The organism is Roseicyclus amphidinii, from assembly GCF_030163755.1.
GTDB lineage: Bacteria > Pseudomonadota > Alphaproteobacteria > Rhodobacterales > Rhodobacteraceae > Roseicyclus > Roseicyclus amphidinii.
Genome location: NZ_JASJOE010000045.1, coordinates 1 through 22304 on the forward strand (window position 1 = coordinate 1; position 22304 = coordinate 22304).

Below are 22304 nucleotides of genomic sequence, written 5' to 3' on the forward strand. Positions count from 1 at the left end.
CCGGCCGCGTCGAGCGTGGCGTGGTGAACGTGGGCGACGAACTGGAGATCGTGGGCATCAAGGACACGCAGAAGACGACCTGCACGGGCGTCGAGATGTTCCGCAAGCTCTTGGACCGCGGTGAGGCCGGCGACAACATCGGCGCGCTGCTGCGCGGCATCGACCGTGACGCGGTGGAGCGTGGCCAGGTGCTGTGCAAGCCCGGTTCGGTGAAGCCGCACACGAAGTTCGAGGCCGAGGCCTACATCCTGACCAAGGAAGAGGGTGGCCGTCACACGCCGTTCTTCGCCAACTACCGCCCGCAGTTCTACTTCCGCACGACGGACGTGACCGGCACGGTCGAGCTGCCCGAGGGCACCGAGATGGTGATGCCCGGCGACAACCTGAAGTTCACGGTCGAGCTGATCGCACCGATCGCCATGGAAGACGGCCTGCGCTTCGCCATCCGCGAAGGCGGCCGCACCGTCGGCGCAGGCGTGGTGTCGAAAATCATCGAGTGATCCGGTCCCGCCTTCGCGGGATGCTCGGACAGGAAAGGGCCGCCTCCGGGCGGCCCTTTTGCTTTTTCGCCCGGACGGGTTAAACGGCTGCATCCCGCGATGGAGGCCAACATGGACAAGACCCCGCTCTGATCCCGTTTCACCCCTGAAACCCTGTTCGGACCAAAGGTCTTTCCATGCCTGACGCACGCCCCTTCGCGCGGCCCGATGCCGCCCATCCCGTTCCCATGCCCGATGGCTCCGCCCATCCCGGCACAGTCTTCCTGAAGCCGGTCATCGACCATCCCCGCTGGGAGCTGGGCGACTACACTTACGCCTCGGCCCATCACCCGCCCGCCGACTGGGCCGCGCATCTTGCGCCCTATCTCTTCGACTTCAGCCCCGAGCGGCTGGTGATCGGCCGCTTTTGCCAGATCGCCGACGGCGCGCTGTTCGTCACCGCCTCGGCCAATCACCGGCGTGACGGGTTCTCGACCTATCCTTTCGCCATCTTCGGCGGCGGCCCGGTGGCCGGACGGCCTTCCATGCCGGGGCCGGGGCGGGACACCGTGGTCGGTCATGATGTTTGGATCGGCACGCGGGCCACGATCCTGCCGGGCGCGCGGATCGGCAGCGGCACCATCATCGGCGCGGGCGCGGTGGTGGGGGGCGAGATCCCGCCCTACAGCCTCGTGGCGGGCAATCCGGGGCGGGTGATCCGCCCCCGCTTCGACGCCGCGACCGTGGCGCGGCTGCTCGAGATCGGCTGGTGGGATTGGCCCATCGACCGCATCCTCGCGGCCGAAGCCGCGATCTGCGGCGGGGATCTGGCGGCGCTGGAGGCCGCGTAGCGTGCGATCATCCGCTCTACGCGACGCGCGCGTCGGCCTCGGCCGTGACCTTGTCCATGAAGGCGCCCAGCTCGGCCGCCAGCGCCTCGGCCTCGGGGGGCGACAGGCGCTCGGGGACGCTGCGCTCCCATTCGCGCCAGACCAGCGCGAGCCGGCCGAAGGGCAGGGGGAAATGCAGCCGGTCCCATGTCTTCCACGCCCAGTAGCGCGAGCCCGCGAAGGTGAAGACCACCACCGGCACCTGCGCCGCGCGCGCCCATTGGATCGGCGTGACCTTGGCCACCCGCGCCGGGCCCCGCGGCCCGTCGGGCGAGATCCCGATCGACACGCCCTCCTTCAGCCCCTTGAGCACCAGCCGCATTTCGGCGGCCCCCAGCACGCCCTTGGGCATCGGCACCGTGCCCATGCCGAAGGCGCGGTGGATCCAGCCCACAAGCCGCCCCGCATGTTTGGCCGAGGTCAGGCTCTGGCAGCGATAGCGTTTGAGGTCGAACATCCAGGGCGTCAGCATGATCCGCTGGTGCCAGCACACGATGATCACAGCGCCATGCCGCTCGACCAGCTCGGCCACGCGATCCCAGCCGTCCTGCTCGCGGCGCGAGGTCGCCCAGGCCAGCCGCAGCCAGGCCTTGAACAGCGCGGCCACCACCCGGTTCACCGCGGGGGTCTTGGCTATACGTCCACCGAAACTCATCACGTCTCCCTTCCAGCGTCCTTCCTTGGACGGGTTTGACCGCACGGTCAATCTGCACGGACGCACTGGCGCGTCGCGGCCCGAGGGCCTAGCCTTGCCCCCGACCCATGACCGGACAGGGACAGCCCCGATGAGTGCCACCCGCGACATCCGCGATACCGCCGAGATCGGCCTGATCGGCCTTGGCACGATGGGCGCGATGCTTGCGCTCAACATCGCCGAGACGGGCCACCGGATCGCCGTCTTCAACCGCACCGCGTCCCGGATCGACGCGTTCATGACCGAGGCCGTCGCCGAGGATCTGGCGCGCAACATCGTCCCCGCCCGCGACCTGCCGGAGCTTGTGGCCGCCATCGCGCGGCCGCGCCGCATCCTCCTGATGGTTCCCGCGGGCAGGCCCGTGGATGACCAGATCGCGGCGCTGCGCCCGCTGCTTGATGAGGGCGACGTGATCGTCGACGCCGGCAATTCCGACTGGCAGGACACGAACCGCCGCGCGTCCGAGGCCGAGGCCGCGGGCACGCTTCACCTTGGCCTCGGCGTCTCGGGCGGGGCCGAGGGTGCGCGCAGCGGCCCCTCGATGATGGCCGGCGGGTCGGAGCGCGCCTGGACCCTCCTCCAGCCGGTGCTGGAACTGGCCGCCGCCCGTTTCGGGCAGGATCCCTGCGTCGCCCACCTGGGGCCGGGGGGCGCGGGCCATTACGTCAAGATGGTGCATAACGGCATCGAATATGCCGACATGCAGATGATCGCCGAGGTCTACGGCCTGATGCGCGACGGCATGGGGCAAGGGGCCGACAGCATCGCCCGAACCTTCGCCCGCTGGAACGAGGGGCCGCTGGCCTCTTACGTGGTCGAGATCACCGCCGAGGTCGCCGCCGCGACCGACCCGGACACGCGCCAGCCCATGCTCGACGTGATCGCCGACCGCGCGGGGCAGAAGGGCACCGGCCGCTGGACGGTCATCGACGCGCAGCGCCGCGCCGCGCCGCTTCCGGCCGTCGAGGCCGCGGTGACCGCCCGCGTCCTCTCGGGCGAGGATGAGGCGCGGGGCAGGGGGGCCGAAATCTTCGGCACGGCCGAGCCGCTGGACCTGCCCGAGGCCGATCTCGAGGGCGCGTTGATCGCCGCCAAGATCCTCGCCTATTCGCAGGGCTTCACGCTGCTGGCTGTCGCGGGCGAGGAAGAGGGGTGGGCGCTGCCGCTGCCGCGCGTCGCCGAGATCTGGCGGGCGGGCTGCATCATCCGCTCGGCGATGCTCGACGACATGGCGACAGCCCTGCGCGACGCGCCCGGCGAGCGTCTCGCCTTTGCACCGCGGTTCGCCGGGCTCTTGCGCAGCCACGCCCCGGCGCTGCGCCGCACGGTCGCCGCGGCCAGCCTTGCGGGGCACCCGGTGCCCGCGCTGGCGGCCTCGCTCGGCTATCTCGACACGCTGCGGCAGGCGCGGGGCACGGCCAACCTGATCCAGGCGCAGCGCGACCGCTTCGGCGCGCATGGCTTCGAGCGGATCGACCGCCCCGGCGAGACCGGGTTCCATGGGCCGTGGGGGGCGGACTGATCGATTGTCGGGAGGGGCGTTTCCCGTCTGGACAAGCCCGCGGTTTCGCCCTATCCCGCACACCGGCCTAGGGGTGTAGCTCAGTTGGTAGAGCAGCGGATTCCAAATCCGCAGGCCGGGGGTTCGAGTCCCTCCGCCCCTGCCAAGGCCGGTTCTCCGAAAGATCGTCACTCTGCGCGTGCGAAGGCACGTCCGACCGGTCCGACGTTCGCGGTGCCGGGCCGATATGCCTCCCGTCTCTGCGATGAACGAAAAAAAACCACGCCAGCCGCAGCTGACGTGGTGAAGTGTGCAGGGGCTAGGCAAGACCGGGCAGTAAACCGGCAACTACTTGGCGGACAAGTAATTTTCCCCTGTGGTGCGAGGGAATAGAAGGCGTTTCCCGATCAGGGTCAAAACATCTTTGGATCGGGAATCGCTCCCAAATACGATGTTTCGTCGGAATCGACTTGCGCCGTCAGGATCGCGGAGACGCGCTCAACTATGGTGAGCCGTGTTGCAACCTGCGGTCGCAGGGACACGCATTTCGAGCAACCCTCCGGTGTGGTCCATGCGACTTCGAAACCGGGGCCTAGTGAACGGTGCTACGGTCAGAGGGTCTGCCCGATCCCGTGCCACCACCCGGCGCGCAACGACAATGGCGCAAAAGTCGTGAACCGCAAAGTGCGCAAAAGTTCGCCTTGGTCGAAAATGTCAACCGCTGCGCGGTCTCAAAAACCTATGTTAAATTGCAATAGTTTACACAAGATTTGGTAAATCGGTTCCATAATTGGCTTGCGGCGCGCCCCTGATGACCCGTAGGAGGGGGTACCAAGAAGCTAACACCTGTCTGCTCAACACTGAGGACCACCAAGGTCGACGCGATTGCGTCTCTTGGTGGTTTTTTTTGGCCAAAGTGTTCCGGTCGCACGCAGCGGTGGCCCCGCAGGGCCACGGCTTCGTGGTCACTGTGCGGCGAATTGTCCGAACATCCGGCGCAGCGCGTCGTCGCCGGGCCGGCCCCCCGACGAGACCTTGAAGCCCGAGACTTCCTCGGCCAGCTGCGCCGAGCTTTCGGACAGGTTGCGGGCCGCCGAGGCGCTCTGGACGGCCATTTCGGCATTGTCCTGCGTGACCCGGTCAAGCTGGGCGACGGCCCCGTTGATCTGCGACAGGGTCGTGGATTGCGCGGTGATCCCCTGCGCGATGCGGCCCACGGTCTCGGACAGGTGGCCGACCCCCCCGAAGATGTCGCCAAGGTCCTTGCCCGCGCGGTTCACGAGGGTCACGCCGTCCTCGACGTGGCGGGCGCTTTCGGCGATCACCTCGTTGATTTCGCGGGCCGAGTCCGAGCTGCGCTGCGCCAGCTGCCGCACTTCCGAGGCCACGACAGCGAAGCCGCGGCCGGCGGGGCCCGCGCGGGCGGCCTCGATCGCGGCGTTGAGGGCAAGGAGGTTGGTCTGCACCGCGATGGCGTCGATCGCGCTGACGATCTTGGAGATATGGCCCGAGGATTTCTGGATCTGGGTCATCGCCTCCATCACGTCTTCCATGAGCCGGCTGCTGCCTTCGGTCATGCCGCGGGTCTTGGTGGCGATGGCGTCGGCCTGCTGCGCCTCGGAGGCGGCGCTGCGGACGGTTTCCGTCAGTTGCTCGACCGCCGCGGCCGTCTGGCCGAGCGCCGAGGATTGCGTGCTGGTCCGTTCCGACAGGTCGTCGGCCGAATTTCGGATCGTCTCGCCGATGGTCTGAACGATGCGGGTCACGCTGGCCACCCGGCCGATCATGGCGTTCCAGTCGTCGACGGTGCGGTTGAAGGCCTCGCCAAGAAGCGCCATGTCCGCGACCTCGCTCACCGCGATGCGCTGCGTCAGGTCACCGTCGCGCAGCCGTTCGAGGCCCTTGGCGATATCCTCGACCGCGGCACGTCGCGCGGTGACATCCGAGGCGATCTTGATGATGCGGGACACGCCGCCGGTGGCGTCGAACACCGGCGCATAAGTGGCCTGGATCCAGATGGTCTTGCCGGCCTTGGTGCGCCGCGGAAACTGGTCGGTGAAGCTTTCGCCGGCGCCGAGGCGTTGCCAGAACCGGGCGTATTCGGCACTGCGCGCGTAGGTCGGATCGACGAACATGCGGTGATGTTCGCCCCGGATCTCGTCGATCGTGTAGCCGAGCGCGCCGAGGAAATTGGCGTTGGCGTGAAGGATCGTGCCGTCGGGGGTGAAATGGATCACCGCCTGCGTGCGGTCGACCATGGCAAGAAGCGCCGTCTCCGCCACGGAGTGTTGGGTGGGAACATGCGTTGCTGCGGTCATGGGGTGTGTTTCCGTCTGTGCGTGTCTGGGTCGCGGGAAACAACGACGCTGCGGCGCACAACTTTAGCGGAAGTGCCCCCCCGCCTTGCGCTGCGGGCCGGGCTTGCGTATATGCCGCGCAAGTCAACCGGAGACCCACCATGGCCAACCCGTTCCAGTTCCTCCAGCAGACCCGCGCCGAGATCGCCAAGGTCGTCTGGCCGACCCGCCGCGAGGTGCTGGTGACCACCGCCATGGTGTTTCTCATGGCCGTGGTCTTCGCGATCTTCTTCTTCTTCGTGGATTGGGTGATCCGGAACGGTCTGGAACTGCTGTTGACCTTCTTCGGCTGACCCGGCGCAGGCTTGCCAATCGCTGCGCGGCGCTGTATCTGCTGCGCATCTTCCCCGACATCGATGGTGACGCCGCAGTGGTCTCTCCAGTCATGTCCGGACGGAGGGCCGCCCGGCACAGGGCGGGTTTGGCATTTCCGGGCGCGCCGCGCCTCTGACGAGAAGGGATAAGAGGATGGCGAAACGGTGGTATTCGGTCAGCGTGCTGTCGAATTTCGAAAAGCGCATCGCCGAGCAGATCCGCACCGCGGTGGCCGAGAAGGGCCTCGAGGATGTGATCGAGGAGGTTCTCGTCCCCGAAGAGGACGTGATCGAGATCCGCCGCGGCAAGAAGGTCACCGTGCCGCGCCGCTTCATGCCGGGCTACGTGCTGGTGCGGATGGAGATGACCGACATCGGCTATCACGCGATCAACTCTATCCCGCGCGTCACCGGGTTCCTTGGTCCGCAGGGCCGCCCGATGCCGATGCGCGACGAGGAGGTCAACGCGATCCTCAACCGCGTCGAAGAGGGTGAAGCGCAGCCGCGCTCGACGATCACCTTCGAGATCGGCGAGAAGGTCAAGGTCAACGAGGGCCCGTTCGAGGATTTCGACGGCATGGTCGAGGAGGTCGACGAAGAGCACCAGCGCCTGAAGGTGACGGTCTCGATCTTCGGCCGCGCGACCCCGGTGGAACTGGAATTCACGCAGGTCTCCAAGCAGCTCTGAGCCCGCTCGGCGACCCCACCAGGACCCGCCCCAGGAAACGGCACCTTTCGGTGTCGTTTTTCGGTTCCACCCAAGGGAAGACATGGCCGAGGCAGCCCGCAATGCAGACGCCGTTCCGCGCGCCCTCTGGGCCGACGCGGGATGGCGTGCCGTCGCCGCCGCTTTCGTGTTCAACGGGTTCCTGTTCGGGATCTGGGCGTCGCGCGTCCCGGCCTTCAAGGCGCGTTTCGATCTCGAACCGGGGACGCTGGGCCTTCTCTTGCTGGCCCTTGCCGGTGGCGCGATCACCAGTTTTCCGCTTGCGGGCTACCTGTCGGAGCGTCGGGGGACGCAACGGCTGACCCTGAGCTGCGCGATGGGCTACGGGCCCGCGTTGCTGCTTCTGTCCATCGCCCCCACGCCTGCGTTGCTGGGTGCCGCGCTCTTCGTGTTCGGCGCGTTCCACGGCGCGATGGACGTGGCGATGAACGGCTGGGCGGCGCGTGTCGAACGGCGCCTGGGCCGTAGCACCATGTCGATCTTCCATGCGCTCTTCAGTCTCGGGGCCGGGCTCGGGGCGGCGAGCGGCTTCGGGGCGGTGCGAATAGGCTGGGAACCGGAGGCCCATTTCACGACGCTCGTGTTGCTGGGTGCCCTTGCGTGCCTGCCCCTGATCCTGCGCGGGATGTCGACGGAGCCGCCGGTCGCAGCCAGCGGCGAGCAAGCGCCGCCCCTGGCCCTGCCGTCGGGCGGCCTGATCCTCGTTGGCCTGATCGCCTTCGCCGCCTCCATGGGCGAGGGGGCGATGGCCGACTGGAGCGCCGTGTTCCTGACCACGGCCCTTGCCGCCACCGAGGCGCAGGCCGCGCTGGGCTACGCGGTGTTCAGCCTGGCGATGGTGCTCACCCGGTTGAGCGGTGGCCTCCTCGTGCAGCGGTTCGGCCCTGTTGCCGTCACCCGCGCCAGCGGTGCGGCGGCCGTGCTGGGCCTTGCGACGGCGATCCTGTCGGGCAGCCTCGGCGTCGCCTTGACGGGCTTTGCGCTGGTCGGCGTCGGCTACGCGGTCGTGATGCCGCTGGTGTTCTCGCGTGCCGCCAACGATCCCGCGATGCGGCCCGGCCCGGCCATCGCCAGCGTGGCGACGCTTGGATATGGCGGGATGCTGCTGGGACCGGCGATCGTTGGGTTCATTGCCCAGGTCACGAGCTTGGCCCTTGCCTTCGGGGCGCTGGCCGCCCTGGCCTGCCTGCCGATCCTGCTGGGTGGACGGATGGCCCCACCGGACCCGCGCCGCCCCTGACGAACCCGCCGCATCCACCACCCGCGCCCGGACCCGCGCGCAGAACGCGCAGTCCGGTCTGTGTTCGACGGTCTTGCAATGCGGCGGCGATGCGAGTAAGGCCCGCCAGTCGCTTATCGGGTGACATCCCCCGTGGGAGGCGAGGCGCTCGCGTGCGTCGGACCTGACCACGGCCACAAAGGCCCCAAGACGCGTCGCGGGGCTGTTGGACGAAAGGAGAGGCCAAGATGGCCAAGAAGCTTGTTGGCAAGATGAAGCTGCAGATCAAGGCGGGTCAAGCCAACCCGTCTCCGCCGGTCGGCCCCGCCTTGGGTCAGCGCGGCATCAACATCATGGAATTCTGCAAGGCGTTCAACGCCAAGACGCAGGACATGGAGCCGGGCGCGCCCATGCCGACCGTGATCACCTACTACCAGGACAAGTCCTTCACGATGGATATCAAGACGCCCCCGGCGTCCTACTATCTGAAGAAGGCGGCTGGCCTGAAGAACCAGGGCAAGCGCAACCGTCCGCGCGGGGCCGAAAAGCCCGGCCGCGAGACGATCGCCACGATCACGCCCGCCCAGCTGCGCGAGATCGCCGAGGCCAAGATGAAGGACCTCAGCGCGAATGACGTCGAACAGGCGATGAAGATCATCCTCGGCTCCGCGAAGTCGATGGGTATCGAGGTGAAAGGGTAAGCCATGGGTAAGATCGGAAAGCGCCTCCAGGCCGCCCGCGCCGCCTTCGAAGGCAAGGAAGAGATCACCGTCGAGGACGCCGTCGCGCTGATCAAGGCGAACGCCTCGGCCAAGTTCGACGAAACCGTCGAGATCGCAATGAACCTCGGCGTCGATCCGCGCCACGCCGACCAGATGGTCCGTGGCACGGTGAACCTGCCCAACGGCACCGGCAAGACCGTCCGCGTCGCCGTCTTCGCCCGCGGCCCCAAGGCCGACGAAGCCAAGGCAGCGGGTGCGGATATCGTCGGGGCGGAAGACCTGATGGAGAGCATCCAGGGCGGCACGATCGACTTCGATCGCTGCATCGCCACTCCGGACATGATGCCGATCGTCGGTCGCCTGGGCAAGATCCTCGGGCCGCGCAACCTGATGCCGAACCCGAAGATCGGCACGGTTACGATGGACGTCAAGGAAGCCGTCGAGGCGGCCAAGGGCGGTCAGGTGCAGTTCAAGGCCGAGAAGGCGGGCGTGGTTCACGCAGGTGTCGGCAAGGCCTCCTTCGACGCCGACAAGCTGGTCGAGAACGTGCGCGCCTTCGTCGACGCCGTCGCAAAGGCCAAGCCGACCGGTGCCAAGGGCACGTATCTCAAGAAGATCTCGCTCAGCTCCTCGATGGGGCCGGGCGTGTCGGTCGACGTGTCCAACGCCACGGCGGGCTGACCGGCCCAAAGGTCGACAGGAACAGGAAAGGGCGCGCCTCGGGCGTGCCCTTTTTTTGTGCGTGTTTCTCGCGCATGGGGCATGGCGGATTCATCACAGTCGGAACTTCGGTGAAAAAATTGAGCTTTCGGGGTGGAAAACGGATGTCTTGAGAGAGATAACGATCCTTAGTTCCATATTGTCCCGGATAAGAGTTGTTGTCATGATCACCAAGCTTCCCCTCGCTTCTGCGTTCGCGGCGGCCGCACTCGTCGTCATGCCGATGTCGGCATCCGCGCAGGAAACTCCGACTGCCCCCGTCCCCGCAGGCATGGCCGCATCCACGACAGTGAATGCCTTTCCTGCGATCTTCGGTGCCGCCTCTGCCTTCCCCGCGCCGGGCAATACCGGCTTTGTCACGCTGTCCTACGGCAACCCACGGGGCGGGATCAGCGGTGCGGGTGGCGATGGCGATCTCGCCGTCGGTTACACCTTCGGCAGCCCGGTCACCGGTGTCTCGCTCACGGCGGGCATCAATGTCACCGGTCTTGCGCCCTTCGCCGACTCCGGCAACATCTTCCTCAGCCTCTCTCGTGCGCTTCACGTCGGTGAGCGTGGAGCGACCTTCGTGGGCGTCTCCGGCGGGAACCTTCTGGCCTGGGGTGACGCGGCTGCGGATGACGAATCGTACAGCGTCTACGTCTCGCACCTGACCACCGTCGGTGGCGCAGGCATGGAGCTGCCGGTTCAGTTCACCTTCGGCTACGGCAATGCGACCACCCAATCCGCCGACGGGTTCGCCTATGTGGGCGACGGGTTCTTTGCAGGTGCGGGCGTCGGTCTGACGCAAAACCTTTCGGTCGGGTTCTCGGCGACGGAGACGGCGTTCAACGTCGGTGCGACCGCAACGGTTCCCGGTGTCGACGGTCTCGGCATCACCGCGGGTTTCTACGACGCGACCAACAACGTCGAGCGCCGCCAATTCACGCTGTCCGTTGGTTACAGCTTCTGATTCGAACCTCGAAAGGGACCCCTCATGCTGAACGTCATTTCGAAGATCACTCTCGCCGCAAGCTTTTCCATCGGCCTGACAGGTGCCGCCCTTGCGGGTGGTGCAACCAGCCCTGTCGCGCCCCCGCCCTCGTCGGCGGGTGGCGTTGTGACGACATCCTTGAGCATGCCGTCGCTGAACGTGGTGGTGACGCCCGTATCGACCCCCGGCGGGGTGGCATACCAGGTCACCGTCAATGGCGTGGTTGTTGGCGTCTTCTCGAACCCGACCCTCGCTGCCTACATCGCGGCCTATTACTGATCGCGTGCCGCAGTGCCGAAGGGGGCCCGGCTTGTCCGGGCCTTTTTCGTTTCGCAGGTCGCCGCCCCGTTCGGCGGTTGCAGAGGCAGGCGTCATATCCTGACGGAAGTCGCCCCTGTCACCTGGCCCGAGCCTGCCCAAGAGCTGTTCGTGCTGCATTTGCAACAAGACCCCCGGTCAAGTTGGCGGATGCGGCAATTTCAGGGGGGACAAGCCGGGGTGGTGCGGGCTACAAAAGAGCAAGATCGCTTAACGAGTAGGATTAGTCGATGTTCCGCTACGCTCAAGGTTTCGCGTTGGCTGCCGTCCTCGGATGTGTCGGCTTTGCCGCGCAGGCGCAGGATGGGGCTTCGGTCACCGGTGGCGCCGCGCCGCTCGCCGTTCAGCCCAGCCCCTCCGCATCGCTTGCCTTTCCTTCCGTCTTCGGCGTGGGCTCCGCCGTGGCCGCGCCCAGCGGCACACGTTTCGTCGCCCTGAGCTACGTCAGCCCGCGCGAGGGCATCTCGACCAAGGACGATGACGGCGACGTGAGTTTCGGATTTGCCCTCGGCAATCCGGTCTCGGGCGTCAGCGCGCAGGTCTCGGTCAACATCCTCGGCCTCAACCCGTTCGCCGAAAGCGGCAGTGTGTCGGCCAGCCTGTCGCGCATGCTGCGCGCGGGCGGGACGTCGGCGACCTTTGCCTCGATCAGCGCGGGCAACCTTCTGGGCTGGGGCGATGCCAGCGGCAGCGAGCCGACCTATGTCGCCACCCTGTCGCATGTGCAGGCCTTCCCGCTTGCCAATGGCACGGAGCTGCCGATGCAGTTCTCCTTCGGGTATGGCAGCGACACGACGCTGTCGGATGACGGGCTCGGCACGCGTGGCCCCGGCGCGTTCTTCGGTGTCGGCATGGGCCTGACCGAGACGCTGGCCGGCAGCATCTCCTTCACCAGGTCGCAGATCAACATGGGCTTCAGCCTGTCGATCCCGCAGATCGAGGGCGCCGGGCTGTCGCTGGGGGTCTATGACATCACCGACAACACCAGCCGCCAGCAGGTCTCGCTTGGCCTGTCCTTTGCGTTCTGACCGCCGTTTGGCATTCCGGGGAGTAGCAGGATGAGTATTCGCAGTATCGTCACGGGGCTGGCCCTTGCCGCAGCCGTCTTTGCAGCTTCGGGTGCGCAGGCGGGCGGTTCGTCCACGACGACAACGACCGACGCCTTCCCGCCGGGTGCCGCGACGGTGGTGGTCGCCGCTTTCACCGAGGGCACCCGCATCCTGTCGGGCGGCGGCACGTTGAACACGACCGTCACGCCGACGGGCGACGCCGTCACCACGCTGCCCAGCGGCACCACGGTGTCCGTCAGCTCGGGCGGTGGCACGATCACGGTCACGCCGCCCAGCGGCGCGCCGATCACCGTGTCCTCGAGCTTTGTCGCCAGCATCCTGATGGGTTATTTCTGAACCCGGTCCCTGCGTTCGGGGCTTGGCAGCCCGGCAAAATGGGTCTAGGAATGACGCCTGCTTCAGGGGGCGATTCTTCGCCCCTTGTTGTCTTTCGTCCGAGACGGTGGGTTGGGCCCTTGGCCCGGTAAATCCTGCCCGAGGCGGGATCAGACCGTTACGCCTGAGGGCTCGCGCCGTCGAGCGCCTGGTGGTCTTGGTTCCGTTGTTGTTGCGGACCAAAACCGCCGGAGCGATCCGGTAGAATCGAGCCGGGGACGTCCAGGTGATCTGGGCCCCCAAACTGGAGTAAACCTGTGGATAGAGCCCAGAAAGAGAAAGTGGTCGAGGAACTCGGCCAGATCTTCGAAAGCTCTGGCGTCGTGGTGGTGGCACACTACCAGGGCCTCACGGTTGCCGAGATGCAGGATCTGCGTGCCCGCGTGCGCGAGGCAGGTGGTTCCGTGCGTGTCGCCAAGAACAGGCTCGCCAAGATCGCCCTTGAAGGCACCGATGTCTCCGGCATCGCTGGCCTTCTGACGGGCATGACCGTTCTCGCCTATTCCGAAGATCCGGTCGCTGCCGCCAAGGCCGCGGACGATTACGCCAAGGGCAATGACAAGTATGTCATCCTCGGCGGCGCGATGGGGGGGACTGTCCTGGATGCCGACGGTGTGAAGGCCGTCGCAAAGATGCCGTCCCGCGAGGAGCTTATCGCTTCCATCGTCGGCTGCATCGGCGCGCCCGCTTCGAACATCGCCGGTGCCATTGGCGCACCTGCTTCGAACATCGCTTCCATCCTTTCGACCATCGAAGAGAAGGCGGCGTAAGCACCCGATCGAGACCCGCCGCTTGCGGCGTTGGAACCCCATACCTACATACGGAACCTGAAAAATGGCTGATCTGAAGAAACTCGCAGAAGAGATCGTCGGTCTGACCCTCCTGGAAGCACAGGAACTCAAGACCATCCTGAAGGACGAATACGGCATCGAGCCCGCCGCTGGCGGCGCTGTCATGATGGCCGGTCCTGCCGACGGCGCTGGCGCCGCGGCCGAAGAAGAAAAGACCGAATTCGACGTCGTTCTGAAGAACGCCGGCGCACAGAAGATCAACGTGATCAAGGAAGTGCGCGCGCTGACCGGTCTGGGCCTGAAAGAAGCCAAGGACCTCGTCGAGGCCGGCGGCAAGATCAAGGAAGCCGTCTCCAAGGCGGAAGCCGAGGACATCAAGGGCAAGCTGGAAGCAGCTGGCGCCGAGGTCGAGCTGGCCTGAGGCCCATCGATATCCCCACCGGTCCATGGGCCGGTCGGGGGCAAACATGGCTGGGCCCGGAGAACATCCGGGTCCAGCCGTCGGCGTCTTGGCAAGGGCCCCATCGGGGGTGTTTCCCAAGGCGGTGGCAACGGGATCGGGATTTGCCGGTGGGACGGCAAACGGATTGATCCGTCACGTCTGTTTCATGGTGTTGCTCCGCCGAGGCCCCGGCGGCGAGAGCGACGCAGCGAAACACTTTGAAAGGTGCCGACGAGCATGGCTCAGACCTACGCAGGCAACAAACGTATCCGCAAATTCTACGGCAAGATCCGCGAAGTGCTGGAGATGCCGAACCTGATCGAGGTGCAGAAGTCGTCCTACGACCTGTTCCTCAAGTCCGGCGACGGCGACAAGCCGGCCGAAGGCGAAGGCATCATGGGTGTCTTCCAGTCCGTCTTTCCGATCAAGGATTTCAACGAGACGGCGGTTCTCGAATTCGTGAAATACGAGCTCGAGACGCCCAAGTTCGACGTGGAAGAGTGCCAGCAGCGCGACCTCACCTATGCCGCGCCGCTCAAGGTCACCCTGCGCCTGATCGTGTTCGATGTCGACGAGGATACCGGCGCCAAGTCGGTCAAGGACATCAAGGAGCAGGACGTGTTCATGGGCGACATGCCCCTGATGACGCCCAACGGCACCTTCATCGTGAACGGCACCGAGCGCGTGATCGTCAGCCAGATGCACCGCTCGCCCGGCGTGTTCTTCGACCACGACAAGGGCAAGACCCATTCCTCGGGCCGCCTTCTGTTCGCCTGCCGCATCATCCCCTACCGCGGCAGCTGGCTCGACTTCGAATTCGACGCCAAGGACATCGTCTTCGCCCGCATCGACCGCCGCCGGAAACTGCCGGTGACGACGCTGCTCTACGCGCTGGGGCTGGACCAGGAAGGCATCATGGATGCCTATTACGACACGGTCGACTTCAAGCTCGAGAAGAACCGGGGCTGGGTCACCCGCTTCTTCCCCGAGCGGGTGCGCGGCACGCGTCCGGGCTTTGACCTGGTGGATGCCGCCACCGGCGAGGTCATCGCCGAGGCCGGCAAGAAAGTGACGCCGCGGGCGGTCAAGAAGCTGGTCGACGAGGGCTCGGTGACCGAGCTTCTGATGCCCTTCGACCAGATCATCGGCCGCTATGTCGCCAAGGACATCATCAACGAGGAAACCGGCGCGATCTATGTCGAGGCCGGCGACGAGCTGACCTGGGAAGTCGACAAGGACGGCGAGGTGTCCGGCGGCACCCTCAAGGAGCTTCTGGACGCGGGCGTCACCGAGATCCCGGTGCTCGACATCGACAACATCAACGTCGGCGCCTACATCCGCAACACCATGGCGGTGGACAAGAACATGAGCCGCGACGGCGCGCTCATGGACATCTACCGCGTGATGCGCCCCGGCGAGCCGCCGACCGTCGAAGCCGCCTCGGCGCTGTTCGACCAGCTGTTCTTCGACAGCGAACGCTACGATCTGTCGGCCGTGGGCCGGGTCAAGATGAACATGCGCCTCGACCTCGATGCCGCTGACACGCAGCGCACGCTCCGCCGCGAGGACATCATCGCCTGCATCAAGGCGCTGGTGGAACTGCGCGACGGCAAGGGTGACATCGACGACATCGACCACCTCGGCAACCGCCGCGTGCGGTCCGTCGGCGAGCTGATGGAGAACCAGTATCGCGTCGGCCTCCTGCGGATGGAGCGCGCGATCAAGGAGCGCATGTCCTCGGTCGAGATCGACACGGTCATGCCGCAGGACCTGATCAACGCCAAGCCCGCGGCCGCCGCCGTGCGCGAGTTCTTCGGCTCGTCGCAGCTGTCGCAGTTCATGGACCAGACCAACCCGCTGTCGGAAGTCACCCACAAGCGGCGTCTTTCGGCGCTCGGGCCGGGCGGCCTGACGCGTGAGCGCGCGGGCTTCGAGGTGCGCGACGTTCACCCGACCCACTACGGCCGGATGTGCCCGATCGAGACGCCGGAAGGGCCGAACATCGGCCTGATCAACTCGCTCGCCACCTTCGCGCGGGTGAACAAGTACGGCTTCATCGAAACCCCCTACCGCAAGGTCGAGAACGCGCAGGTGACCGACGAGGTCGTCTACATGTCCGCGACCGAGGAAATGCGGCACACGGTGGCACAGGCCAACGCCAACCTCTCGGGCGAGGGCCAGTTCATCAACGAGATGGTCAACACCCGCCAGTCGGGGGAATACACGCTCGCCCCGCGCGAGGCCGTGGACCTGATCGACGTGTCGCCCAAGCAGCTGGTGTCGGTCGCCGCTTCGCTGATCCCGTTCCTCGAGAACGACGACGCGAACCGCGCGCTGATGGGCTCGAACATGCAGCGTCAGGCCGTGCCGCTTCTGCAGGCGGATGCGCCTTTCGTGGGCACCGGCATCGAGAGCAAGGTCGCCATCGACTCGGGCGCCGCGATCCAGGCCCGCCGCGCGGGCATCATCGACCAGGTCGATGCGCAGCGTATCGTTGTTCGGGCCACCGAGGACCTCGAGCTGGGCGACGCGGGCGTCGACATCTACCGCCTGCGCAAGTTCCAGCGCTCGAACCAGAACACCTGCATCAACCAGCGTCCGCTGGTGAAGGTGGGTGACAAGGTCGCCAAGGGCGAAGTCATCGCGGACGGTCCGTCGACCGACATGGGGGAACTGGCGCTCGGCAAGAACGTCGTCGTCGCCTTCATGCCGTGGAACGGCTACAACTACGAGGACTCGATCCTGATCTCGGAACGCATCGTGCGTGACGACGTCTTCACCTCGATCCACATCGAGGAATTCGAGGTCGCCGCCCGCGACACCAAGCTCGGGCCCGAAGAGATCACCCGCGACATCCCCAACGTCGGCGAGGAGGCGCTTCGCAACCTCGACGAGGCGGGCATCGTCTATATCGGTGCCGAAGTGGGGCCGGGCGACATTCTCGTGGGCAAGATCACCCCCAAGGGCGAAAGCCCGATGACGCCGGAGGAGAAACTGCTCCGCGCGATCTTCGGTGAAAAGGCGTCGGACGTGCGCGACACGTCGCTGCGCCTGCCGCCGGGTGATTTCGGCACGGTCGTCGAGGTGCGCGTCTTCAACCGCCACGGCGTCGAGAAGGACGAGCGCGCGCTGCAGATCGAGCGCGAGGAAGTCGAGCGTTTGGCCCGTGACCGGGACGACGAGCTGCACATCCTCGAGCGCAACATCTACGCCCGCCTGAAGTCCATGATCCTCGGCAAGACCGCGGTGAAGGGGCCCAAGGGCATCAAGTCCGGCTCTGAAATCACCGAGGAGCTGCTCGAGACGCTGAGCCGCGGCCAGTGGTGGCAGCTGGCGCTGGGTGACGAAAAGGACGCCTCCGAGGTCGAGGCCCTGAACCAGCAGTTCGACGCGCAGAAGCGCGCGCTCGATCACCGGTTCGAGGACAAGGTCGAGAAGGTCCGCCGCGGCGACGATCTGCCCCCCGGCGTGATGAAGATGGTCAAGGTCTTCATCGCGGTGAAGCGCAAGCTTCAGCCGGGCGACAAGATGGCCGGCCGTCACGGCAACAAGGGCGTCATCTCCAAGGTCGTCCCGATGGAGGACATGCCCTTCCTCGCCGACGGCACGCCCGTCGACTTCGTTCTGAACCCGCTCGGCGTGCCGTCGCGGATGAACGTGGGCCAGATCCTCGAGACGCACATGGGCTGGGCCGCGCGCGGCCTCGGCATCCAGATCGACGAGGCGCTGGACGAGTATCGTCGCTCGGGTGACATGACGCCGGTGCGCGACGCGCTCAAGATCGCCTATGGCGAGGACGTGTACAACGACGCCTTCGGCGACAAGGACGAGGCCGAGGTGATCGAGGCGGCGGGCAACGTGACCCGTGGTGTTCCGATCGCAACGCCCGTTTTCGACGGCGCCAAGGAAGCGGACGTGAACGACGCGCTCAAGCGTGCGGGCTTCGACACCTCGGGTCAGTCGGACCTGTTCGACGGCCGCTCGGGCGAGAAATTCGCCCGGCAGGTGACGGTGGGTGTGAAGTACCTGCTCAAGCTGCACCACCTGGTCGACGACAAGATCCACGCGCGCTCGACCGGCCCGTACTCGCTCGTCACCCAGCAGCCGCTGGGCGGCAAGGCGCAGTTCGGCGGCCAGCGTTTCGGCGAGATGGAGGTCTGGGCGCTGGAAGCCTACGGCGCCGCCTACACCCTGCAGGAAATGCTGACGGTGAAGTCGGACGACGTGGCGGGACGGACCAAGGTCTACGAGTCGATCGTCAAGGGTGAGGACAACTTCGAGGCCGGCGTGCCGGAATCGTTCAACGTTCTCGTCAAGGAGGTCCGCGGCCTGGGCCTCAACATGGAACTCCTGGATGCGGAGGACGACGAGGGCGACATCGCGGCGGAGTGATCCTCCCCCTGTCGCCCGGGGCGGTCCGATGTGATCGCCCCCGCCCCTCCCGCGCCCTTATCTTCAAGGATTCAAGATGAACCAGGAACTCACCAACAACCCGTTCAACCCGCTGACCCCGCCCAAGGCGTTCGACGAGATCAAGGTCTCGCTCGCGTCGCCGGAGCGCATCCTCAGCTGGTCCTTCGGCGAGATCAAGAAGCCCGAGACGATCAACTACCGCACGTTCAAGCCCGAGCGTGACGGGTTGTTCTGTGCCCGCATCTTCGGGCCGATCAAGGATTACGAGTGCCTCTGCGGCAAGTACAAGCGGATGAAGTATCGCGGCGTCGTCTGCGAGAAATGCGGCGTCGAAGTCACGCTGCAAAAGGTCCGCCGCGAGCGCATGGGCCATATCGAGCTGGCCTCGCCGGTCGCGCACATCTGGTTCCTCAAGTCGCTGCCCTCGCGCATCGGCCTGATGCTGGACATGACGCTGCGTGACCTCGAGCGCATCCTCTACTTCGAGAACTACGTGGTCATCGAACCCGGCCTGACGGATCTGACCTATGGTCAGCTGATGTCGGAAGAGGAGTTCATGGACGCGCAGGACGCCTATGGCGCCGACGCGTTCAGCGCCAACATCGGTGCGGAAGCGATCCGCGAGATGCTGGCCAACATCGACCTCGAGGCCGAGGCCGCCCAGCTGCGCGAAGAGCTGAAGGAAGCCACCGGCGAACTGAAGCCCAAGAAGATCATCAAGCGCCTGAAGATCGTCGAAAGCTTCCTCGAGTCGGGCAACCGTCCCGAGTGGATGGTCCTGACCGTGATCCCCGTGATCCCGCCGGAACTGCGCCCGCTGGTGCCGCTGGACGGTGGCCGCTTTGCGACCTCGGACCTGAACGACCTCTATCGCCGGGTCATCAACCGCAACAACCGCCTCAAGCGCCTGATCGAGCTGCGCGCGCCCGACATCATCATCCGCAACGAGAAGCGGATGCTGCAGGAATCGGTCGACGCGCTGTTCGACAACGGCCGCCGCGGCCGCGTCATCACCGGCGCCAACAAGCGCCCGCTGAAGTCGCTGTCGGACATGCTCAAGGGCAAGCAGGGCCGGTTCCGTCAGAACCTGCTCGGCAAGCGCGTCGACTTTTCCGGCCGTTCGGTCATCGTGACCGGCCCGGAGCTCAAGCTGCACCAGTGCGGCTTGCCCAAGAAGATGGCGCTCGAGCTGTTCAAGCCCTTCATCTACTCGCGGCTCGAGGCCAAGGGCCTGTCTTCGACGGTGAAGCAGGCCAAGAAGCTGGTCGAGAAAGAGCGCCCCGAGGTCTGGGACATCCTTGACGAGGTGATCCGCGAGCACCCGGTTCTTCTGAACCGCGCGCCGACGCTGCACCGCCTCGGCATCCAGGCCTTCGAGCCGATCCTGATCGAGGGCAAGGCGATCCAGCTTCACCCGCTGGTCTGCTCGGCCTTCAACGCCGACTTCGACGGCGACCAGATGGCCGTTCACGTGCCCCTCTCGCTGGAAGCCCAGCTCGAAGCGCGCGTGCTGATGATGTCGACGAACAACGTCCTGTCGCCCGCCAACGGCGCGCCGATCATCGTTCCGTCGCAGGACATGATCCTTGGCCTTTACTACGTCACGCTCGAGCGTGAGGGCATGAAGGGCGAAGGCATGGTCTTCTCGAACGTGGACGAGGTGCGCCATGCCCTCGACGCGGGCGAGGTGCATCTGCACGCCAAGGTGAAGGCCCGCGTGCGTCAGATCGACGAGGAAGGCAACGAGGTCTTCCAGCGGTTCGACACGACCCCCGGCCGCGTGCTTCTGGGCGATCTTCTGCCGCTGAACGCCAAGGCACCCTTCGAACTGGTGAACCGCCTTCTGCGCAAGAAGGAAGTGCAGCAGGTCATCGACACCGTCTACCGCTATTGCGGTCAGAAGGAATCGGTCATCTTCTGCGACCAGATCATGTCGATGGGCTTCAAGGAGGCCTTCAAGGCCGGCATCTCCTTCGGCAAGGACGACATGGTCATCCCCGAGACCAAGTGGACGCTGGTCGAAGAGACCCGCGAGCAGGTCAAGGAATTCGAACAGCAGTACATGGACGGCCTGATCACCCAGGGTGAGAAGTACAACAAGGTCGTCGATGCGTGGTCCAAGGCCAACGACCGCGTCACCGAGGCGATGATGTCCACCATCTCGGCCAGGAAGACGGACGAGAACGGCGCCGAGATGGAGCCGAACTCGGTCTACATGATGGCCCACTCCGGTGCGCGTGGTTCGGTCACGCAGATGAAGCAGCTGGGGGGCATGCGCGGCCTGATGACCAAGCCCTCGGGCGAGATCATCGAGACGCCGATCATCTCGAACTTCAAGGAAGGTCTGACCGTTCTTGAATACTTCAACTCCACCCACGGCGCGCGCAAGGGTCTGTCGGATACCGCGCTCAAGACCGCCAACTCGGGCTACCTGACCCGTCGCCTCGTCGACGTGGCGCAGGACTGCATCATCCGCATGGATGACTGCGGCACCGAGAACACGATCAAGGCCGAGGCCGCCGTCAACGACGGTGAGGTCGTGGCCTCGCTGGCCGAGCGTATCCTGGGCCGGACCGCGGGCGAGGATATCTTCGTCCCCGGCACCGACGAGGTGATCGTCGCGCGCGGCGAGCTGATCGACGAGCGCAAGGCCGACGCGATCGAGGCCGCCGGCGTGCAGTCCTGCCAGATCCGCAGCCCGCTGACCTGCGAGGCCGAGGAAGGCGTCTGCGCCACCTGCTACGGGCGCGACCTTGCCCGCGGCACCAAGGTGAACACCGGCGAAGCGGTCGGCATCATCGCGGCGCAGTCCATCGGTGAACCCGGCACCCAGCTGACGATGCGGACCTTCCACATCGGCGGCGTGGCGCAGGGCGGCCAGCAGTCCTTCCAGGAGGCGAATGTCGCGGGCACCGTGGCCTTCGCCAACCCCAACCTGCTGGAAAACCCCGCGGGCGAGAAGGTCGTGATGGGCCGCAACATGCAGATCGTCCTGACCGACGAGCAGGGCGTCGAACGCGCCTCGTTCAAGCTCGGCTACGGCACCAAGGTCCATGTCGAAGAGGGCCAGACCGTCGCCCGCGGCGACCGCCTGTTCGAATGGGACCCCTACACGCTGCCGATCATCGCCGAGAAGGCGGGCACGGTGAAATTCGTCGATCTGACCGCGGGCATCTCGATGCGCGAGGAAACCGACGATGCCACCGGCATGACCCAGAAGATCGTTTCGGACTGGCGCGCGGCCCCCAAGGGCAACGAGCTGAAGCCCGAGATCCTGATCGTCGACACCGATGGCGAACCCGTCCGCAACGAGCAGGGCAACCCGGTCACCTACCTGATGTCGGTGGACGCGATTCTCTCGGTCGAGGAAGGCCAGACCATCCAGGCCGGCGAGGTCGTGGCGCGTATCCCGCGCGAAGGCGCCAAGACGAAGGACATCACCGGCGGTCTGCCGCGGGTGGCGGAACTCTTCGAGGCGCGTCGTCCCAAGGATCACGCCATCATCGCCGAGATCGACGGCTACGTGAAATTCGGGCGCGACTTCAAGAACAAGCGCCGGATCACCATCGTGCCCGCCGACGAAAGCCTCGAGCCCGTGGAATACATGGTGCCCAAGGGCAAGCACATCCCGGTGGCCGAGGGCGATTATGTCCAGAAGGGCGACTACATCATGGACGGCAACCCGGCGCCGCATGACATCCTTGCGATCATGGGTGTCGAGGCGCTGGCCGAGTACATGATCACCGAGGTGCAGGAGGTCTATCGCCTGCAGGGCGTGAAGATCAACGACAAGCACATCGAGGTCATCGTGCGCCAGATGCTCCAGAAGTGGGAGATCCTCGACAGCGGGGAGACGACGCTTCTCAAGGGCGAGCATGTCGACAAGATCGAGCTGGACACCGCCAACGAGAAGGCCATCGCCGATGGTCGTCGCCCGGCGGAGGGTCAGCCGATCCTGCTCGGCATCACCAAGGCGTCGCTGCAGACCCGGTCCTTCATCTCGGCCGCCTCCTTCCAGGAGACGACGCGCGTGTTGACCGAGGCCTCGGTGCAGGGCAAGCGCGACAAGCTTGTCGGCCTGAAGGAGAACGTCATCGTGGGCCGCCTGATCCCGGCGGGCACCGGTGGCGCGACCCACAAGGTCGAGCGCATCGCCAAGGAGCGCGACTCGGTCGTGATCGAGGCCGCCCGCGCCGAGGCGGAAGCCGCCGCCGCGCTGGCCGCCCCGGTGATCGAGGATACGCCCGAGGTGCAGGAGGACAGCGCCGAGTGATCGGCCCCTCCGCGTGAGATGCGAAC

The 22304-nt window shown here is 66.0% G+C and carries 18 protein-coding genes and 1 tRNA gene; 17 read left to right on the forward strand and 2 right to left on the reverse strand.

The window, feature by feature from the left end:
• Both QQK83_RS14065 and QQK83_RS14070 read left to right on the forward strand, forming a co-directional pair.
• A partial coding sequence (locus QQK83_RS14065) for an EF-Tu C-terminal domain-related protein (RefSeq protein WP_284264748.1) occupies positions 1-500 on the forward strand: 500 nt, incomplete at its 5' end.
• A 176-nt stretch (positions 501-676) separates the two neighbouring features.
• The gene (locus QQK83_RS14070) at positions 677-1330 is read left to right on the forward strand and encodes a CatB-related O-acetyltransferase (protein ID WP_284265242.1); all 654 of its coding nucleotides are present in this window, start codon (positions 677-679) and stop codon (positions 1328-1330) included.
• Positions 1331-1346: 16 nt separating this feature from the next.
• On the opposite strand, the gene QQK83_RS14075 is transcribed toward QQK83_RS14070, so the two are convergent.
• Positions 1347-2024 (reverse strand): lysophospholipid acyltransferase family protein, encoded by a 678-nt coding sequence (locus QQK83_RS14075; protein ID WP_284265244.1) that lies wholly within the window; start codon positions 2022-2024, stop codon positions 1347-1349.
• A gap of 130 nt (positions 2025-2154) precedes the next feature.
• On the opposite strand from QQK83_RS14075, the gene gndA reads away from it, so the two are divergent.
• Together gndA and QQK83_RS14085 are read left to right on the forward strand one after the other, a co-directional pair.
• Positions 2155-3585, forward strand: coding sequence for an NADP-dependent phosphogluconate dehydrogenase (gene gndA / locus QQK83_RS14080; protein WP_284265245.1), 1431 nt, complete (start codon positions 2155-2157; stop codon positions 3583-3585).
• Positions 3586-3654: 69 nt separating this feature from the next.
• Positions 3655-3730, forward strand: a tRNA-Trp gene (locus QQK83_RS14085).
• A gap of 799 nt (positions 3731-4529) precedes the next feature.
• On the opposite strand, the gene QQK83_RS14090 is transcribed toward QQK83_RS14085, so the two are convergent.
• Positions 4530-5882 (reverse strand): methyl-accepting chemotaxis protein, encoded by a 1353-nt coding sequence (locus QQK83_RS14090; RefSeq protein WP_284265246.1) that lies wholly within the window; start codon positions 5880-5882, stop codon positions 4530-4532.
• A 140-nt stretch (positions 5883-6022) separates the two neighbouring features.
• Between QQK83_RS14090 and secE the strand changes: the two genes are divergently transcribed.
• The 13 genes from secE to rpoC all read left to right on the forward strand — a co-directional run bounded on the left by secE (position 6023) and on the right by rpoC (position 22278).
• Positions 6023-6214, forward strand: coding sequence for a preprotein translocase subunit SecE (secE, locus tag QQK83_RS14095; RefSeq protein WP_284265247.1), 192 nt, complete (start codon positions 6023-6025; stop codon positions 6212-6214).
• Positions 6215-6389: 175 nt separating this feature from the next.
• Positions 6390-6923 carry a transcription termination/antitermination protein NusG gene (gene nusG / locus QQK83_RS14100; protein ID WP_284265248.1) on the forward strand — a complete coding sequence of 178 codons (534 nt, stop codon included), beginning with the start codon at positions 6390-6392 and terminating at the stop codon, positions 6921-6923.
• 82 nt (positions 6924-7005) lie between these two features.
• Positions 7006-8202 carry an MFS transporter gene (locus QQK83_RS14105; RefSeq protein WP_284265249.1) on the forward strand — a complete coding sequence of 399 codons (1197 nt, stop codon included), beginning with the start codon at positions 7006-7008 and terminating at the stop codon, positions 8200-8202.
• 227 nt (positions 8203-8429) lie between these two features.
• Positions 8430-8882 carry a 50S ribosomal protein L11 gene (rplK, locus tag QQK83_RS14110; protein ID WP_284265250.1) on the forward strand — a complete coding sequence of 151 codons (453 nt, stop codon included), beginning with the start codon at positions 8430-8432 and terminating at the stop codon, positions 8880-8882.
• A 3-nt stretch (positions 8883-8885) separates the two neighbouring features.
• The gene (gene rplA / locus QQK83_RS14115; RefSeq protein WP_284265251.1) at positions 8886-9584 is read left to right on the forward strand and encodes a 50S ribosomal protein L1; all 699 of its coding nucleotides are present in this window, start codon (positions 8886-8888) and stop codon (positions 9582-9584) included.
• Positions 9585-9786: 202 nt separating this feature from the next.
• Positions 9787-10575: a hypothetical protein gene (locus QQK83_RS14120; protein WP_284265253.1), complete on the forward strand. Its 789-nt coding sequence runs from the start codon at positions 9787-9789 to the stop codon at positions 10573-10575.
• A gap of 24 nt (positions 10576-10599) precedes the next feature.
• Positions 10600-10875 carry a hypothetical protein gene (locus QQK83_RS14125; RefSeq protein WP_284265254.1) on the forward strand — a complete coding sequence of 92 codons (276 nt, stop codon included), beginning with the start codon at positions 10600-10602 and terminating at the stop codon, positions 10873-10875.
• A 269-nt stretch (positions 10876-11144) separates the two neighbouring features.
• The gene (locus QQK83_RS14130) at positions 11145-11942 is read left to right on the forward strand and encodes a hypothetical protein (RefSeq protein WP_284265256.1); all 798 of its coding nucleotides are present in this window, start codon (positions 11145-11147) and stop codon (positions 11940-11942) included.
• A gap of 30 nt (positions 11943-11972) precedes the next feature.
• Entirely contained in the window at positions 11973-12320 is a 348-nt protein-coding gene (locus QQK83_RS14135) for a hypothetical protein (protein ID WP_284265258.1), read from the forward strand.
• Positions 12321-12616: 296 nt separating this feature from the next.
• Positions 12617-13129: a 50S ribosomal protein L10 gene (rplJ, locus tag QQK83_RS14140; protein ID WP_284265260.1), complete on the forward strand. Its 513-nt coding sequence runs from the start codon at positions 12617-12619 to the stop codon at positions 13127-13129.
• A gap of 64 nt (positions 13130-13193) precedes the next feature.
• A complete protein-coding gene (rplL, locus tag QQK83_RS14145; protein ID WP_284265262.1) occupies positions 13194-13571 on the forward strand; it encodes a 50S ribosomal protein L7/L12 in 378 nt (125 codons plus the stop codon).
• Between the two features lie 258 nt (positions 13572-13829).
• Complete coding sequence (gene rpoB, locus QQK83_RS14150) at positions 13830-17984, forward strand: DNA-directed RNA polymerase subunit beta (protein WP_284265263.1); 4155 nt, start codon at positions 13830-13832, stop codon at positions 17982-17984.
• A 76-nt stretch (positions 17985-18060) separates the two neighbouring features.
• Positions 18061-22278: a DNA-directed RNA polymerase subunit beta' gene (gene rpoC, locus QQK83_RS14155; RefSeq protein ID WP_284265265.1), complete on the forward strand. Its 4218-nt coding sequence runs from the start codon at positions 18061-18063 to the stop codon at positions 22276-22278.
• The last annotated feature ends 26 nt before the right edge of the window (positions 22279-22304 follow it).